At 71.9% G+C, this 12,937-nt stretch carries 13 protein-coding genes; 4 read left to right on the forward strand and 9 right to left on the reverse strand.

From position 1 onward, the window contains the following. Positions 1-168 precede the first annotated feature (168 nt). A complete protein-coding gene (locus GEV43_RS47005; protein WP_164717153.1) occupies positions 169-831 on the forward strand; it encodes a hypothetical protein in 663 nt (220 codons plus the stop codon). Between the two features lie 754 nt (positions 832-1,585). Here GEV43_RS47005 and GEV43_RS30085 read toward each other — a convergent pair. Next, the gene (locus GEV43_RS30085; RefSeq protein ID WP_160823563.1) at positions 1,586-3,214 is read right to left on the reverse strand and encodes an acyl-CoA dehydrogenase family protein; all 1,629 of its coding nucleotides are present in this window, start codon (positions 3,212-3,214) and stop codon (positions 1,586-1,588) included. Positions 3,215-3,365: 151 nt separating this feature from the next. Between GEV43_RS30085 and GEV43_RS51380 the strand changes: the two genes are divergently transcribed. Further along, positions 3,366-3,827: a DUF1707 domain-containing protein gene (locus GEV43_RS51380; RefSeq protein WP_241683094.1), complete on the forward strand. Its 462-nt coding sequence runs from the start codon at positions 3,366-3,368 to the stop codon at positions 3,825-3,827. Then, positions 3,827-4,138 carry a LiaF domain-containing protein gene (locus GEV43_RS51385; RefSeq protein ID WP_241683095.1) on the forward strand — a complete coding sequence of 104 codons (312 nt, stop codon included), beginning with the start codon at positions 3,827-3,829 and terminating at the stop codon, positions 4,136-4,138. Before GEV43_RS51380 ends, GEV43_RS51385 begins: the two co-directional genes overlap by 1 nt. Before the next feature lie 179 nt (positions 4,139-4,317). On the opposite strand, the gene GEV43_RS30095 is transcribed toward GEV43_RS51385, so the two are convergent. Genes GEV43_RS30095 through GEV43_RS30110 form a run of 4 tightly spaced genes read right to left on the reverse strand, consistent with a single transcriptional unit; the run spans position 4,318 to position 8,370 of the window. Next, on the reverse strand, positions 4,318-4,569 hold the full coding sequence (locus GEV43_RS30095) for a hypothetical protein (protein ID WP_160823564.1): 252 nt from the start codon (positions 4,567-4,569) through the stop codon (positions 4,318-4,320). Positions 4,570-4,590: 21 nt separating this feature from the next. Continuing rightward, complete coding sequence (locus tag GEV43_RS30100) at positions 4,591-6,069, reverse strand: NAD(P)/FAD-dependent oxidoreductase (protein WP_160823565.1); 1,479 nt, start codon at positions 6,067-6,069, stop codon at positions 4,591-4,593. Beyond that, positions 6,059-7,543, reverse strand: a complete 1,485-nt coding sequence (locus GEV43_RS30105; RefSeq protein WP_160823566.1) for an NAD(P)/FAD-dependent oxidoreductase — start codon at positions 7,541-7,543, stop codon at positions 6,059-6,061. Before GEV43_RS30105 ends, GEV43_RS30100 begins: the two co-directional genes overlap by 11 nt. Continuing rightward, complete coding sequence (locus GEV43_RS30110) at positions 7,543-8,370, reverse strand: SDR family oxidoreductase (RefSeq protein ID WP_309239908.1); 828 nt, start codon at positions 8,368-8,370, stop codon at positions 7,543-7,545. Before GEV43_RS30110 ends, GEV43_RS30105 begins: the two co-directional genes overlap by 1 nt. A gap of 188 nt (positions 8,371-8,558) precedes the next feature. On the opposite strand from GEV43_RS30110, the gene GEV43_RS30115 reads away from it, so the two are divergent. Next, positions 8,559-9,179, forward strand: a complete 621-nt coding sequence (locus GEV43_RS30115) for a TetR/AcrR family transcriptional regulator (RefSeq protein WP_160823568.1) — start codon at positions 8,559-8,561, stop codon at positions 9,177-9,179. A 43-nt stretch (positions 9,180-9,222) separates the two neighbouring features. Here the strand turns inward: GEV43_RS30115 and GEV43_RS30120 are convergent, their stop codons facing one another. From GEV43_RS30120 to GEV43_RS30135, 4 genes are read right to left on the reverse strand one after another with little or no spacing between them, the layout of a single operon-like run. Then, the gene (locus tag GEV43_RS30120; RefSeq protein WP_160823569.1) at positions 9,223-10,002 is read right to left on the reverse strand and encodes a sirohydrochlorin chelatase; all 780 of its coding nucleotides are present in this window, start codon (positions 10,000-10,002) and stop codon (positions 9,223-9,225) included. Then, positions 9,984-10,694 carry a phosphoadenylyl-sulfate reductase gene (locus tag GEV43_RS30125; RefSeq protein ID WP_160823570.1) on the reverse strand — a complete coding sequence of 237 codons (711 nt, stop codon included), beginning with the start codon at positions 10,692-10,694 and terminating at the stop codon, positions 9,984-9,986. The genes GEV43_RS30120 and GEV43_RS30125 overlap by 19 nt, the downstream gene beginning before the upstream one ends. Continuing rightward, a complete protein-coding gene (locus GEV43_RS30130; protein WP_160823571.1) occupies positions 10,691-10,855 on the reverse strand; it encodes an Insertion element protein in 165 nt (54 codons plus the stop codon). Before GEV43_RS30130 ends, GEV43_RS30125 begins: the two co-directional genes overlap by 4 nt. A 12-nt stretch (positions 10,856-10,867) precedes the next feature. After that, positions 10,868-12,535, reverse strand: a complete 1,668-nt coding sequence (locus GEV43_RS30135) for a nitrite/sulfite reductase (protein WP_160823572.1) — start codon at positions 12,533-12,535, stop codon at positions 10,868-10,870. Positions 12,536-12,937: the final 402 nt, after the last annotated feature.

Genomic DNA, 12,937 nt, shown 5'->3' on the forward strand with positions numbered 1-12,937 from the left:
AGTTTAGTAACCGACACCCTTCTTGTCTCCCACGGTGGGAGGGGCACCCCACATCAACTGATCTCGCCAATAGCGTCGGAGGAGCCACCGCTGCTGATGGCTGATGGCCGAGGAGACTGGCACCCATTGGACCCGCGGCCTTCACAGCGTCCGGAGGACCAAATTTACATGCTGGTGCCGGACAGGGCCGAGCTGGGACGCTGGCTATTGGACGCCAAGCCACTGCTGCGTCAGGGGCTGGCGTGGTACCTGCCGACCTACACCTGCCGGGGGCGTTGGTACGACCACCGGTTGGCGACCGAGCTGGATTACCTGGTCAAGGATCGCCGGGTGATTGATCTGACGGGCGCCGATCCGCTGAAGCTGGAGCTGATGCGCAACGTGCTGACGGTCGAGGTGCCGCATGTGGCAGGCACCGACCTGAACACCTTCGCAAAGATCGTGACCGGCGAGTTCGACGCGTTCCGCGATTTTCGGGAGTACCTGCGTGAAGAACTCCTGGAGCTCCACTTAGCGGCTGACGCGGTGGATTCAGCACGGCAGATAGAACTGGTCGCCACCCGGATCCGCAGGCAGGTCGGTGAGTGGACCGCGCGGATGAAGGACGCGCGCAGAGGCAGGGCGTGGGGGACTACCGGGGCCGGGCTGGGTACCACGGCGGCGGCGTTGTCATTGGTGTCTGGGGCCGATCTGCCAGTGCTGCTGGCAGGGATGGGTTTCGCCACGCCGTTCCTGGTTCAGGGAATGCTCGCGCAGCGACAGATGAGACACCTCAAGGACGAAGGCTGGTTCCTGGTGTGGTCCTTTCAGCGTCAAACTCGCACTCTCTGAGGGCGAGCGACCGAGAGGGCGATCGTCGACTCGACTCCGGCCACTCTCCTTTCCCGGTGCATCCTCCAGGATCCGCAGAAGACGGGTCTAGGCTGGTGCACACAACTTCGTACTCAATTGAGCACTCATGGAGTACGCCGACACCACCGCTCGGAGGCTGTTCCTTGTTCCCCGCACTGTCGCAGGCCTCCGATCGTGAGTAAGGTCGGTGATCGTTCCGATCGGTAGGCTCGCTTGCTCCCGGTAAGACTGCCGGTCGCGGCGAAACTGGCAGTCCGCACCGAGTTAAAAGCAGCGACGCGCACTGGCTCCCGTGCGTTGAGCTCCGCCGTGAAGTGGCCGGCTTGAACAAAGCACCGCCGGTTCTGTGTTAAGGACCGTGTGTGCACTCAGTGGCAAGTAGGGGCTCGTGGATGCTTCTCCGGGGTGCCTCATCCGGATCGCGCCGTTCAGCCAGTGCGCTTCCCTTTCTGGGCTCAATATGTGCCCGGGGAGCTCTTAGGGCCTCCGGGCGGTTACTTGATGATGGAAGGACAGTTCCAGTAGGTGGATGCGTCTTGGGCTGACACGCGCGTTGTCGGCGATCAGGCTGTACGAGTCGGTGGTGGCCGGCATCGGGTGGCAGAGGGGTGTACTGGACGCTACGGGTGTCGCGCGTCGGCCACCTGCTAGCCGATGATCTTCAGGGGGTTCGTGGTCGGTGCGGTGGTCTGGTGTCTCGCTGCGGCCTCGGTGGGGGTGGTCGGGCGTGGGGTCAGGGGGTCTTCGGGGTGGCGCGGTCGATGATGGGGGCGAGGTCCAGGCCCGGGGGCAGGGTGCCGAACGCGGCGCCGTGGTCGCCGGCCAGGCGGGTGGCGCAGAAGGCGTCGGCGACGGCCGGGTGGCCGTGCCTGACCAGCAGTGATCCCTGGAGGACGAGTGCCAGGCGCTCGGCGACGCGGCGGGCGCGGTACTCGATCGTCGCGGTGTCGACGAAGCCGTCCTTGGCGTCCTTGACGGCGGCGTCGAGGCGCGGGTCGGCGCCGCGGGCGAGGTCGACCTCGTCGAAGAACGCCTCCAGTGTCCGGGGCGCACGCAGAGTCGCCCGAAGGAGATCGAGGGCCGCGACGTTGCCGGAGCCCTCCCAGATGGAGTTGAGGGGGCTCTCGCGGAAGAGGCGGGGCATGCCCGACTCCTCGACGTAGCCGTTGCCGCCGAGGCATTCGAGGGCTTCGGCGGCGTGGACGGGCCAGCGCTTGCAGACCCAGTACTTGCTGACGGCCAGGCCGAGGCGCTTGAAGGCGGTCTCCGACTCGTCGCCGCGCGCGGAACGGTCCGTGGCGCCGGCGAGGCGCGTCATGAGGGTCGTGGCGGCCTCGGACTCGACGGCGAGGTCGGCGAGCACGTTGCGCATCAGGGGCTGGTCGACGAGGTACGCGCCGAACGCCTTGCGGTGGGAGGCGTGGTGCGCGGCCGTGATGAGCCCCTGCCGCATCCCGGCGGCGGCGCCGATGACGCAGTCCAGGCGGGTCAGGTTGACCATCTCGATGATGGTCCGGACGCCGCGGCCCTCGTCGCCGACGCGGAACGCGACGGCGTTCTCGTACTCGATCTCGGACGAGGCGTTCGACCGGTTGCCGAGCTTGTCCTTCAAACGCATGAGGCGCAGCGGGTTCAGCTCCCCATCGGGGAGGACCCGCGGGACGAGGAAGCAGGTCAGGCCGCCGGGCGCCTGGGCGAGGGTGAGGAAGACGTCGCACATGGGCGCGCTGGTGAACCACTTGTGCCCGACCAGGCGGTACGAGCCGTCCGGCTGCGGCGCGGCCTCGGTGGTGTTGGCGCGGACGTCCGAGCCGCCCTGCTTCTCGGTCATCGACATGCCCGCGAGCAGCGCGTTCTTGGTGAGCGGCGGACGGAGGCCGTAGTCGTACTCGCTCTTGGCGAGCAGGGGCTCGTACAGCGCGGCGAGGTCGGGGGACCGGCGGAGGGCCGGCACGGCCGCGTACGTCATCGAGACGGGGCAGCCGTGGCCCGCGTCGACGCGCCAGGCGTAGAACTTCGCGGCGCGGGCGACGTGCGCGCCCTCCCGGCCGTCCGCCCAGGGCGCCGCGTGCAGGCCGCGGGTGACGGCCACGCGCATCAGCTCGTGCCAGGCGGGATGGAACTCGACCTCGTCGATCCGGTGGCCGTAGCGGTCGTGGGTGCGCAGGACCGGCGGGTTCTCGTTGGCGAGGCGGCCCCACTCCTGGGCCTCGGGGCTGCCGGAGAGGCGTCCGAGCTCGTGCACCTCCGGGGCCGCCCAGCCCGCGCCCTCGCGTTCGAGGCCCGCCAGGAGGGCCGCCTCGTCGGCGGCGTCGTACCCGGCGAACGGGGGGACCTGGTTGAACACCTCGTGGGTCGTCACGGCACTGCTCCCAACACCTCTGCGCTGCCTCCCCGCACGATACAGAACGACGTTCGGACGAGTGGCCGCCGGGCCATCCTCCTGAAGACGTGGGGGGATCTCGTCCGCGCGGCGGATTGCCCGCAGGCCGCGGGGGCATACCTTCTGAATCATGAGTCAGTCCACCCCGCAACCAGGGCGGCGGCCGTCCCCGGCCCGCCATCCGGACCTCCGGAAGGGCCGGCCGCAGGACCTCCACCAGGACCCGCCGCCGGTGCGGGCCGAGCAGGTCCCCGCGGACGCGCCTCCCGGCCCCCGCGGCCCCGCCGACGCGCCGCCCGCCGACGCGGTCCGGGCCTCCGACGCCGAGCGCGAGGCGGTCGTGGAGTGGCTGCGGGTCGCCTCGGTGGAGGGACGGCTCACGTTCGAGGAGCTGACCGAGCGCACCGAGGCCGCGTTCCTCGCCGTGACGCGGGGCGACCTCGAACGCATCACGACCGACCTGCCCGGCATGGGCGCCCCCGGCGCCAACCCGGCGCCGCTCCAGGTGCAGCGCCGCTTCACCGCGATCATGGGGACTGCAAGGAGCGCATCGTCGGCCGCATCGACGAGCGCCTGGAGGCCCTGTCGGTGATGGGCGACGTGGTGCTCGACCTGCGCGGCGCCCAGGTCCCCAAGGGCGAGGTGTGCATCGCGGCGACCGCGGTGATGGGCGACGTCAAGATCATCGTGCCGGACGGCGTCGCGGTCGAGCTGACCGGCTACGCCTTCATGGGCGACCGCAAGGTCAGCGTGCGCGAGGCCCCGCCCGGCTCCCGCGTCCCGGTCGTCCGCGTCGCCGCGCACGCGGTGATGGGCGACATCAGGATCGTGGACGACGAGCACCACGCCCCCGTCCGCCGAGCCCTCAGCTCCTGGTGGGAGAGCCGCAAAGAGCGCGGGTAGCCTCCCGGCCGACTTCCCGCAGTGAGCCGAGCCGTCGCGCGAGTGCGTTGACCGTCCGGGGGAGGCGGGGCCGAAGGCGAGCCTCCCCCGGACGGATCGCGAAGCGATGCGGCGCTCGCAAAGCCACGGTCAGGACGCGCGCCCCAAGGCGAGTGTTCTGGGCCGGGGCTTCACTGCGTTCAGCGGTTGTAGGCGGTGCGGGCGCCCAGCCACAGGGTGTAGGCGGCGACGCCCACGAGGCCGGCCTTGCGGGTGCGGTCGGTGGTCAGGGCGAGGCCGAGGGCCAGTTCGGTCGCGCCGTTGCGCTTGATCCACGCCTGGGTGTCGTTCGGGAACGGGAGCTTGGAGATCGGCTCGAACGCCTTCGGGGCCGCGAAGTGCGCGGCTCCGGTGGCGGCGAGGGCGAGGCCGGCGAAACGGAGGAGGGCCATGGTCGTCCTTTCGAAGGGCGTTCAGCGGGTGAACGAGTAGTCGTCCAGGCGGAACCGGCGGGACCGCCGGAGCGCCTGGAGGGTCGAGGTGGGGCGCAGGAGGGGCGCGTCGCCTGAGGCGTCGAAGTAGTAGCTGTTGGACGACGCGCAGTTGTTGTTGTAGAAGGCCGTTCCCTTGGCGCGCCGCAGCATGTCGCGGAAGAAGCGGTCGTCGGCCTCCTGCCGTACCTGGACGCGGGTGGCGCCGCGGCGGCGCGCCTCGGTGAGGCAGCGCAGCACGTGGGTGCTCTGGTACTCGATCATGCCGAACCACGAGTAACCGGTGAACGAGTAGGGTCCCATGAGCATCCACAGGTTCGGCGCCTGCGGGACGGACGTGCCCTCGTAGGCGTGGTACCGCTCGCGGGCCCAGTGCTCGCCGAGGTCGACGCCGTCCCGTCCGGTGATGGGGTACGGCGGCAGGTTGTCGGGCTCGATGACCTTGAAGCCGGTGCCGAGGATCAGCGTGTCGAACTCCTGCTCGCGGCCGTCCGCGGTCCGCACGCCCTTCGGGGTGATCCGCTCGATCCCGGCCGTGACGAGCTCGACGTTGCCGCGCAGGAACGCCGGGTAGTAGGTGCTCGACATCGAGGGGCGCTTGCAGCCGAACCCGTACGTGGGCGTGAGGGCGCGGCGCAGTTCGGGGTCGGGCACCTGGCGTCGCAGGTGCGCGCGGCAGACCCGTTCGATCACGCGCACGACGAACGGGTAGCGCCGGTTCTGCGTGATGCCGGTGACGAGGAACAGCTCGACCACCGCGTTCGTCACGGCGCGGACGGCCCGCTGCGTGGCGGGGACGGCGCGGAACAGCCGCCGGACGGGGCGCGGGACGCGGAAGTCGGGCTTCGGCGCGACCCAGATCGCCGTGCGCTGGTAGACGTGCAGGCGCCCGACCTCGGCGGCGATCCTCGGGATGACCTGGAGCGCGGACGCGCCGGTGCCGATCAGCCCGACGCGGCGGCCGGAGAGGTCGTGGGAGGCGTCCCATTCGGCGGTGTGCATGACCTTGCCCGCGAAGTCGTCCAGGCCGGGGATGTCGGGCCGCTTCGGCTGGTGCAGGACGCCGTTCGCGGTGATGAGGAAGCGCGCGGTGATCTCGCCGGACGGGGTGGCGAGGCGCCACAGGCGGGCCGCCTCGTCCCAGCGGGCGCGCTCGACCCGCGTGCCGAGGCGCAGGTGGGGGCGCAGGCCGTACTTGTCCGCGCAGTGGTCGGCGTACCGCTTCAGCTCGGCGCCGGGCGCGAACACCCGCGACCAGTCCGGGTTCGGTTCGTAGGAGAACGAGTACGACGCCGACGGGATGTCGACCGCGATGCCCGGATAGGTGTTGGCCAGCCACACCCCGCCGATGTCGGCGCGCTGGTCGACGATGACGAAGTCGTCCAGGCCGTGCCGCTTGAGCTCGATCGCGATGCCGAGGCCCGAGAAGCCCGCGCCGACGATCGCCACTTCATGGTCCATAGGAGTAGTCGTCCAGGTCGAAGGTGCGGGCGCGCCGCCACACGTGCAGCCCGGACTGCGGCCGGACGTAGGGGGCGTCGCCGTGCCGGTCGAAGTAGTAGCTGTTGGAGCGGGCGCAGCTCGGCTGGGCGAGGATCGTCCCGCGCATCCGCCGCCGCATGTCGCGGGTGAACGCGTCGTGCGGGCCGCGCTTGACGGTCATCCGCGTCGCGCGGCGGCGGCGCGCCTCCGCGATGCAGCGCACGGCGTGCGTCGCGCCCGCCTCGATGATGGAGAACCAGGACGCCCCGGTGACGGTGTACGGGCCGTTCATCAGCCAGAAGTTCGGGGCCTGCGGGACCGACAGCCCCTCGTAGGTCTGGTAGCGGTGCTCGTCCCAGTACGCGCCGAGCTCCACGCCGTCCAGCCCGACCACCGGGAACGGCGGCATCGCGCCCAGCTCCAGGATCTTGAAGCCGGTGGCGAGGACGAGCGTGTCGATCTCGCGCTCGCGGCCGTCGGCGGTGACGATCCCCTTCGGGGTCACGCGGTCGATGGGCGTCGTGACGAGGTCCACGTCGTCGCGCATGAACGTCGGGAAGTAGCGGTTGGAGAACGAGGGCCGCTTGCAACCGAACCCGTACCGCGGCGTCAGCGCGCGGCGCAGCGCCCGGTCGGGCACCTGGCGGCGCAGGTGCGCCCGGCACAGCGCCTCCACCGCCCGCACCAGGAACGGGACCTTGCTGTAGTGCACGATCCCCAGCACCATGATCACCTCGGACGCCGCGGCGGTGACGAGCCGGACGAGGCGCTGCACCGGCGGCGCGATCCGGAACAGCGCGCGCACCGGGGTCGGGATCGCGAAGTCGACCTTCGGGAACACCCAGATCGGCGTGCGCTGGTAGACGTCCAGGTGGGCGGCCTTCCCGGCGAGCTCGGGGATGACCTGGAGGCCGGACGCGCCCGTGCCGATGACCGCGACGCGCTCGCCCGCGACGTCGTGGCCGTGGTCCCAGCGGGCGGTGTGGAGAACCGTGCCCGCGAAGTCGTCGATGCCGGGGATGTCGGGGTTCTTGGGCTGGTCGAGCGGCCCGACCGCGCTGACCACGAACCGCGCCGTGATCTCGCCGCCGGTCGTGGCGACGCGCCAGAGGTCGGCGTCCTCGTCGAAGACCGCCCGCTCGACCCGGGTGTTCAGGCGCAGGTGCGGGCGCAGCCGGTACTTGTCGGCGCAGTGCTCGGCGTACGCGCGGACCTCGGCGCCCGGCGCGAACGACCGCGTCCACCCCGGGTTCGGCTCGAACGAGTAGCAGTACGTGGCGGACGGGATGTCGACCGCGACGCCCGGGTAGGTGTTGTGCCGCCACACCCCGCCGACGCTCGGCGCCGCGTCCAGGATGACGAAGTCGCGCACGCCCTTGCGGCGGAGCCGGATCCCCACGCAGAGCCCGGAGAACCCCGCGCCGACGACGAGCACCTCGTGGTCCGGCTCCATCAGCGGCTCACCTCGCCCCGGCCGCCGCGGAGGGCGGCCTGCTCGGCGACGCGCCGGTCGTGGTCGCCGCGCGTCCCGAACCTCTGCCGGTACGCGCGGTCGCCGTCCATCAGCCGCCGCACCGCCCGTACGACCGGCTCCGGCGTCACGCCCAGGACGGGCTGGACGGCGGCCAGCCAGCCCGGCACCGGGTACTCGGCGCGGCGCGTGACGCAGCTCCGCACGATCGCCTCGGCGACGCGTTCGGGATCGACGGTCGGCAGCCCGCCGCCGAGCCGCACGCCCTCGGTGAGGCCCGTGCGGACGGCGGTCGGGAGGACCGCGCTCACGGTCACCCCGGTGCCCGCCACCTCCTCCCGGACGGCCGCGCTGAGCCCGACGGCCGCGTACTTGCTGGCGTTGTAGACGGCCATGCCGGGCAGCGGGAGCTTCCCGGCCATGGACGCGACGTTGACGACGTGGCCGCGGCCCCGCTCGACCATGCCGGGCAGCGCGAGCCGCATCCCGTGGACCAGGCCGCGCACGTTGACGTCGAGGGTCGCGTCGCCGACCGCGTCCGGCTCGTCGAGGAACGGGCCGAGCGGCATGATCCCGGCGTTGTTGACCAGGACGTCGAGCGGCCCCGCCTCGTCCCGCACCCGGTCCAGGAACGCCGCGAACGACGCGCGGTCCGTCACGTCCACCGGGGCGGCGAGGACGCCGAGCTCGGAGCCCGCCCGTTCGACCGCGGCGGCGTCGCGGTCGCCGACGCACACCCGCGCGCCCCGCCGGGCGAACGCCTCGGCGGCGGCCCGCCCGATGCCCCGCGCCCCGCCGGTGATCGCCACGACCGCGCCCGGCCGCGCGACGGGGGGCTCGGGGGAACGGGAGGGCGCCTCATCCTCGTGCTCCTTCGGTTGATCGGGATACCGAAGGTATTTGTGTTTTGGACGCCGGGTCAATAGTGCCCGCCCGACCTTCCCACCACCCGCATACCGTGGGTATCCGGATACCGCGGGCTTGTAGAATGGCCGCCATGGCACGACCGACCAGGGCCGAGAGCCAGGCGCGCACTCGCGCGCTGCTGATCGAGACGGCCCGTCGGCTCTTCCTCCGTGACGGATATCACGCGACCACGCTGGAGAAGGTCGCCGAGGCCGCGGGCTACTCCAAGGGCGCCGTCTACTCCAACTTCGGCACCAAGGACGAGCTGTGCCAGACGGTGATCGACCTGGTCAGGGGCGAGCAGGTGCAGGCGGTCATGGACGCGTTCCTCGGCGAGGGCACCGACGAGACCCGGCTCGCCGCGTTCGAGGCGTGGGCCGAGCGGACCATCGGCGACCCGGGCTGGACGCTGCTGGAGGCCGAGTTCGCCATCCACGCCGCGCGCCGCGACCCCGCGCTGCGCGACCGCGTCGCGTCCGGCGGCCGCGCCTGGGTCGGCGCCCTCCAGCTCCTGCTGGAGAAGGAGGCGCACCGCCGCGGCCTGGCGCTCCCGATGCCCGCGCCCGAGATGGCCGGCGCGCTCCTCAGCCTCGGCATCGGCCTCGGCCTGCGCCGGGCCGTCGACCCGGCCCTGTCCCCGGAGGCCCTGCCGGACATGATCCGGCTCCTCCTGGACGTCGCCACCCGGCCCCCCGGCACCGGGCCGTCCTGACCTCGAGGGCCGGTCGGCGCCGGGCGGGGGACCGCGGCGAGGGTCAGCCTGCGGCGACGTGGCGGGCCGGTGCGGCGGCCGCGGCCTGCTCGTAGCGGTGCAGGACCAGGTCGGCCACCTCCGGCGCGTCGCCGAGGACGCCGGAGACGGCCGCCGCGCCCGCAGCCAGGGACTCGCGGCGCACCTTGTCGGCGAAGTGGCCCGGCGCGAGGAAGTACGAGGCGACCGCAACGCGCGGCGCCCCCGCGTCGAGGAGCGCGGCGACGGCCTCGGCGGGCGCCGGGCGCGTCGCCGACGCGAACGCCGGGACCACGCCCCGCCAGCCCCGCGCGCGCCACTCGCGCGCGAGCCGCCAGATCGTGGCGTTCGCGGACGGGTCGCTGGAGCCCGCCGACACCAGGACGACCGCCGTGTCCGGATCGCCGGGCCCGACGCCCGCCTCGGCCAGCCGCCGTTCCAGCGCGGCCGTGAGGAGGGGGTGCGGCCCGAGCGTCCCGGCCGTGCGGACGCCGAAGCGCGGATGGCGGCGGCCCACCCGCGCCAGCACCCCCGGGATGTCGGTCTTGCTGTGGTACGCGGCGGTCAGCAGCAGCGGCAGCACGACCGCCTCCGCGTGCGCGTCCCGCCGGGCCGCGCCCGCGAGCCCGTCCAGGACGGCCGCCGGGGCGGGCGTGGCGTGGTCGAGGAACGACGCGTGGACCGGGACGTCCGGGCGGCGGGCCCGGACCGCGTCCAGCAGCGCGGTGACGGTCGCGGCGGCGCGCGGGTCCCTGCTCCCGTGCGCCACCGCCACCATGGGGACGCTCACAGGTGGATGCCGCATTCGGTCTTGCCGGTCCCGGCCCAGCGGCCGCTGCGCGGGTCCTCGCCGTCCGCGACGGGGCGGGTGCACGGCTCGCAGCCGATCGACGGGTAGCCGTCGTAGTGCAGCGGGTTCACCAGGACGCCGTTGTCGGCCATGTAGTTGTCCATGTCCTCCTGCGTCCAGTCGAGGATCGGGTTGACCTTGACCATGCCGCGCTTGGCGTCCCACTCCACGACCCGGCGGTTGCGGCGGCTCGCGGTCTCGTCCCGGCGGATCCCGCTGAACCAGGCCATGTAGCCCTCCAGCGCGCGGCCGAGCGGCTCGACCTTGCGCAGATGGCAGCACAGGTCGGGGTTGCGGCCGTACAGCCGGGGCCCGAGCGCGGCCTCCTGCTCCTCGACCGTCCGGGACGGCGTCACGTTGATCACATTGACCGGGTACACGGCCTCGACGGCGTCGCGGGTGCCGATCGTCTCGGCGAAGTGGTAGCCGGTGTCGACGAACAGCACGTCGATGCCCGGCTTCACCTTCGACACCAGGTGGAGCAGCGCCGCGTCCGACATCGAGGACGTCAGGCAGATGCGGTCGCCGAACGTCGCCGCCGCCCACCGGATCACCTCGAGGGTGGAGGCGCCCTCCAGGGCGTGCGCGGCGGACTCGACGATGTCTTCGAGATCCAGGGTGGGTCTGTCGGTCTCCAGCAGTGTCACCGTTGGTTCTCCTTGTGTGTCCGGGGCGCTCCAACACCGAGGAACTTCAACGCGAAGGAGCGGACGCAGTCCGGGCAGAACCACGCGCCCTCCTCCTCGCGCGGCTCCAGCCGCTCGTCGCCGCAGTAGGGGCAGTAGAACGGCGCGGCACGTTCGCTCATTCCGGATCGCCCCTACTTCAGGTCGGCTTCGTCGGCGCGCTGCACCCACCGGGCGAACGACTCGCCCTCCGAGCGCTGCGCGTCGTAGTTGCGGACGACCCGCTCCACGTAGTCGGTGAGGCCCGCCGAGGTGGTCTTCAGGCCGCGGACCTTCTTGCCGAACGACGCGCCGAGCTGCCCGCCGAGGTGGATCTGGAAGCCCTCGACCTGGTCGCCGTTCTCGTCCACGACGAGCTGGCCCTTCAGCCCGATGTCGGCGACCTGGATGCGGGCGCAGGCGTTCGGGCAGCCGTTGACGTTGACGGTCAGCGGCTGCTCGAAGTCGGGCAGCCGCTTCTCCAGCTCGTCCATCAGGTCCATCGCGCGCTGCTTGGTCTCGACGATCGCGAGCTTGCAGTACTCGATGCCGGTGCACGCCATCGTGTGCCGGCGGAACGTGGACGGCCGCACCTGGAGGTCGTGCTCGGCGAGCGCGTCGGCCAGGGCCTCGGTGTTCTCCTCGGGGACGTCGAGGATCACCATCTTCTGCTCGACGGTCGTGCGGACCCGGCCCGAGCCGTAGCGCTGCGCGAGGTCGGCGACGACGCCGAGGATCTCCCCGTTGACCCGCCCCACGCGCGGGGCGAAGCCGACGTAGAAATTGCCGTCCTTCTGCGGGTGGATCCCCACGTGGTCGCGGCGGGGGAGCGGGTCGGCCGGCTCGGGGCCGTCCGGCAGCGCGTACCCCAGGTACTCCTTCTCCAGCACCTCGCGGAACTTCTCGGGGCCCCAGTCGTTCATCAGGAACTTCAGCCGGGCGCGGTGCCGCAGCCGCCGGTACCCGTAGTCCCGGAAGATCGAGACGACGCCCTTCCACACCTCGGGCGCCTGCTCGGGCTTGACGAACACCCCGAGGCTCTTGGCGAACATCGGGTTGGTCGACAGCCCGCCGCCGACGAACGCCTGGTAGCCGGCCTCGCCGTGCTCGTCCACGGTGCCGACGAACGCCACGTCGTTGATCTCGTGGACCGTGCAGTGCGCGGTGCAGCCCGAGAACGCCGTCTTGAACTTGCGCGGCAGGTTGGAGAACTCCGGCGACCCGATGTAGCGCTCCTGCACCTCGCGCAGCGCGGGGGTCGCGTCGATCACCTCGTCCGCCGCGATCCCGGCCAGCGGGCAGCCGATGATCACGCGGGGGGTGTCGCCGCACGCCTCCATGGTCGACAGCCCGACGGCCTCCAGGGCCTCCCAGATCGCGGGGACGTCCTCGATCCGGATCCAGTGGTACTGCACGTTCTGCCGGTCGGTGATGTCGGCGGTGCCGCGCGCGTACCTCGTGGCGATGTCGGCGATCGTGCGGAGCTGCGGGCCGTCGAGCTGCCCGCCGTCGATCCGCACCCGCATCATGAAGTAGCGGTCGTCGAGCTCCTCGTCCTCAAGCTGCCCGGTCTTGCCGCCGTCGATCCCGGGCTTGCGCTGGGTGTAGAGGCCGTACCAGCGGAACCGGCCGCGCAGGTCGGCCGGGTCGATCGAGTCGAACCCGGCCTTGGAGTAGATGTCGATGATCCGCCGGCGGACCGCCAGGCCGTCGTCGTTCTTCTTGTTCTCTTCGTTCTTGTTGAGCGGCTCGCGGTAGCCGAGGGCCCATTGGCCCTCGCCCCGCTTGCGCTTGGTCGCAGGTGGCACGGCGCGCGTCCTCATCCGGTCTGGGTGGAAGGACGCGTAGCGCACCGGCGTACGAACAGCCGGCTCGACGCTGAGCAGGGGAATGTCGCGGGTGACGCCGATGCACCACGCGTCCGCGTTGCACAACGTCGGAAGGCGTGGTCAGGGCGTCACAGACAGATCGCGCTGCGGACGCGCAGAAAGTCAACGTGCCGGCGCATCACCAGCAACGGGTCCGCAGCAGTCATACGTGAACTCTGACACGCGGTCTCGCGGGCTGTCCAGTTGCGTCCGGCATGCGGACGAGTGAGAAGCGTCATCCCTGGCGCTTCCAGTTGACGCGCGGCTCCACGCGCGGCGGCCCGTCCGGACGGCCCTCGCCCTCGTCCCCGCCGGCGGCGTCCGGGCCGGTCGGAGCCGGTAGGCCGCCCTGCCCGC

This window comes from Actinomadura sp. J1-007, from assembly GCF_009793335.1.
In the GTDB taxonomy this organism is placed as follows: Bacteria; Actinomycetota; Actinomycetes; order Streptosporangiales; family Streptosporangiaceae; genus Spirillospora; species Spirillospora yumaensis.

Excerpts from the sequence above, each read along its gene's own strand:
- GEV43_RS47005 (WP_164717153.1), top strand. The coding sequence starts at position 169 with ATGCTGGTGCCGGACAGGGCCGAGCTGGGACGCTGGCTATTGGACGCC.
- GEV43_RS51380 (WP_241683094.1), top strand. The coding sequence starts at position 3,366 with ATGAGTCAGTCCACCCCGCAACCAGGGCGGCGGCCGTCCCCGGCCCGC.
- GEV43_RS51385 (WP_241683095.1), top strand. The coding sequence starts at position 3,827 with ATGGGCGACGTGGTGCTCGACCTGCGCGGCGCCCAGGTCCCCAAGGGC.
- GEV43_RS30095 (WP_160823564.1), bottom strand. The coding sequence starts at position 4,569 with ATGGCCCTCCTCCGTTTCGCCGGCCTCGCCCTCGCCGCCACCGGAGCC.
- GEV43_RS30100 (WP_160823565.1), bottom strand. The coding sequence starts at position 6,069 with ATGGACCATGAAGTGGCGATCGTCGGCGCGGGCTTCTCGGGCCTCGGC.
- GEV43_RS30105 (WP_160823566.1), bottom strand. The coding sequence starts at position 7,543 with ATGGAGCCGGACCACGAGGTGCTCGTCGTCGGCGCGGGGTTCTCCGGG.
- GEV43_RS30115 (WP_160823568.1), top strand. The coding sequence starts at position 8,559 with ATGGCACGACCGACCAGGGCCGAGAGCCAGGCGCGCACTCGCGCGCTG.
- GEV43_RS30120 (WP_160823569.1), bottom strand. The coding sequence starts at position 10,002 with ATGCGGCATCCACCTGTGAGCGTCCCCATGGTGGCGGTGGCGCACGGG.
- GEV43_RS30130 (WP_160823571.1), bottom strand. The coding sequence starts at position 10,855 with ATGAGCGAACGTGCCGCGCCGTTCTACTGCCCCTACTGCGGCGACGAG.
- GEV43_RS30135 (WP_160823572.1), bottom strand. The coding sequence starts at position 12,535 with ATGAGGACGCGCGCCGTGCCACCTGCGACCAAGCGCAAGCGGGGCGAG.